A 2,949-nucleotide genomic window follows, 5' to 3' on the forward strand; every position below is an offset into this window, starting at 1 on the left:
AGGTGTCCTTGAAGCGGCTGCGGGTTTCGCGGTCGATCTTGCGGATCGCCTCTTCCAGCGTCTCCAGCGCGGCGGTCAGGTCGGCGTTCTGCGCGTCCAGATACTCCTTGCGCTTGGCCGCTTCGGCATGTTCGGCGATTGCCGCGAGGTTGACCGGCTCCAAGCGGCGCAGCTTGCCGTCGATCTCCTGCACCGCCTGTTCCCAAACGCTTGCGGTGGCGTCGTCCGGCAGTTCCGCCAGCACCGCTTCCATGCTGTAGCCGGCGGCGACAACGGCCTCGCTGAATTGCCCTGCCTTCAGCTCCAGCGCTTGTTGTTCCAGCCGGCGCTGGCCGATGGCCTCGCGCTGCTGCAAGGCCTGCGCGTCGTATTGCTGGCGCTGTTGTTCCTGGGTCCGCAGTTCGGCGTCCACTTCATCCAACCCGGCACGGGCCTGGGCAAGCGCCTGGTCCGCCTGCACGCGCGCAGCGAGTGCCGCCTGGCGATCACTTTCCAACGTCCCTGCCTGCGCGCCACCGTCGGCCAATTGGGTGGCCAGATCGTCGATGCGCGTGCCGAGTTGCCCACGCTGGCTGTCCATCCGCTGCAGGGCCTGCACCAGAGCCGTCATCTGTGCGCGCTGGGTTTCCAACGAAAGCGCCAAGGCGTAGGCGGCCTCGCGCGACTGGCGCGCGGCCTCACGCGACGCCTCGCGTGCCGTCACCAGCGATTGCCGCTCGGACTCGAAGGCGACGCGCGCCGACTCCAGCCCGCCCATCCTGCCCACCGCATCGTCGAGCCGCAGCCTTGCCTCGGCCACCGTGGACCGGTGCTCCTGGAGGCCTGCGTCGAGCTGCACCTGCTCGGCTTCGATGCGTTCGATCCGGGTACGTGCACCGTCCAGCCGGCCTTGGGCACTCTGCATCCGGCCCGAAGCCTCCGACAAACCGCGATGGGCGAGGTACAACTGGCGCTGGGCCTCTTCGCGTTGCTGTTCGGTTTCGCGCAAGGCATCGCGCACGCTGGCCAGTTCGGCGTCCAGCCTGGCCTCGTGGCTGGCGTCGGTATCCACCGCATCGCGCAAGGCGCGGATGTCCTTTTCGCGCAGCAGCACGCCCTGTCCATTGCTATCGCTGCGTGCCGCCTGCGCCCAGCCATGGCCCAGAGATTCACCGCCACGGGTGATCACACGATCCCCTGCCGGGATCCGTGCCACCAGATCACGCGCCTGCGCGATGTCGTCGACGACATGCACCCGCGCCAACACCTGGCGAATCACTGCCGGCCCACGCACACGCGCCGCCAGCGTGGTCGGCGGATACGAGGCCGATGCGTCATCGGCGCCCAACACCAGGGCGACGCGACCCTCGGACAATGCCGCCAGGGCATCGACCAGCGCGGGATCGAAGTGTCCATCGGCGGCATCCACCACCGCCGCTTCGATCAACTGTCCCAGCGCGACTTCCACCGCACCTTCCCAACCCGCGTCGACCTCCAGCCGCTCGCCGACGCGCACCGCATCGCCCAGCCCCTGCGTTTGCAGCCAACGCGCGCCCGCCCCGGCTTCCTGCCCCAGCGCCGCGGCCTGCAAGGTCTCCAGCGAGGCCAATCGTCCCCGCGCCGCCTGGATGCGCTTGCGCAGCTCGGCCTGTTCGCCCTGCAACTGGCGCTGGCGCTCCTGCAACTGGGTGCTGCCCGCCCGGTGGGTGTCCACCTGCGTGGTCAAGGTGTGCACGGCGGCCTTGCCGGCCTCGCATTCCACTGCAAGGCCCGAGAGTGCAGCGGACAGCGCGTCCAGATCCAGCCCGGCGCGCTCGTCGCCCAGCTTCTGAATGCGGTTGCTGGCATCGAGGATCTGCCGATCCAGGTGTTCGATGCGGGTGCGCTCCACGTCGGCCGCGCGCGCGGCTTCCGCCTGGTCACGGGCGTGCAGGTCACGGCGCTGCTGCCAATCGGACAGCTGCGCTTCGGATGCGGTCAACGCCTGTTGGCGATCACGGTCCTCGGCCTGCAGGACATCCAACCGCGGCGCCGCGTCCTCCACCGCGCCCTGCAACTGCGCGAGCCGTTGGCGATCCACGTCGATCTGGCCACCGAGTTCATCCAATGCACTGCCGGCCTCATCGCGGGCGCGCTGCAGGCGCGCGGCCAACTCGCGCTGGTGGGCGATCTGCTGCTCGATCCGGGCCAAATTACCGCTGGCCTCGTACACCGTCGCCTGCGCACCATTGAGTGCCTCGCTCTTGCCCTCGCGCTGCGTGCGGCCGGTCTCCAGCGCGCTCTCGGCCCGCCTCAGCCCGGCGACCAGCGCCTCCAGCTGCGTTTCATCGCGCAGCAGCCCCGCCCGCGAGGACTGCAACTGCGCATCCAGGGTACGAAACTCCAATGCACGCCACTGCGCGTCCTTCTCGCGGCGACGTTCCTGCAAGGTGGTGTACTGCTCGGCCTGCTTGGCCTGCCGCGACAGGTGCTGCAACTGCTTGTCGACCTCGTCACGCAGGTCGGTCAGGCGATCGAGGTTTTCGCGGGTGTGGCGAATGCGGGTCTCGGTTTCCTTGCGGCGTTCCTTGAATTTGGAGATGCCGGCGGCCTCTTCCAGATAGACGCGCAGATCTTCCGGCCTGGCATCGATCACCTGCGAGATCATGCCCTGCTCGATGATCGAGTAGCTGCGAGGGCCGAGGCCGGTGCCGAGGAACAGGTCGGTGATGTCGCGCCGGCGGCATTTGCCGCCATTGAGGTAATAGCTGCTCTGGCCGTCGCGGCCAACCGTGCGCTTGACCGAGATCTCGTTGAACGCAGCGTACTCACCGGTGATCGCGTGGTCGGCGTTGTCGAAGATCAGCTCCACCGAGGCCTGCGACACCGACTTGCGCGCACTGCTGCCGGAGAAGATCACGTCCGTCAGCGAATCACCGCGCAGGCGGCTGGCGGCCGATTCGCCCATGACCCAACGGATCGCATCGATGA

1 protein-coding gene is annotated in these 2,949 nt (G+C 68.3%); it reads right to left on the reverse strand.

What is annotated here, in order from left to right; translation table 11 throughout:
• Nucleotides 1-2,949, reverse strand: a 2,949-nt coding sequence (gene smc / locus IT472_RS01855; RefSeq protein ID WP_297177508.1) for a chromosome segregation protein SMC, incomplete at both ends; no start/stop codon positions are given.

It is taken from the genome of Thermomonas sp., from assembly GCF_020850895.1.
Taxonomy (GTDB): Bacteria; Pseudomonadota; Gammaproteobacteria; order Xanthomonadales; family Xanthomonadaceae; genus Thermomonas.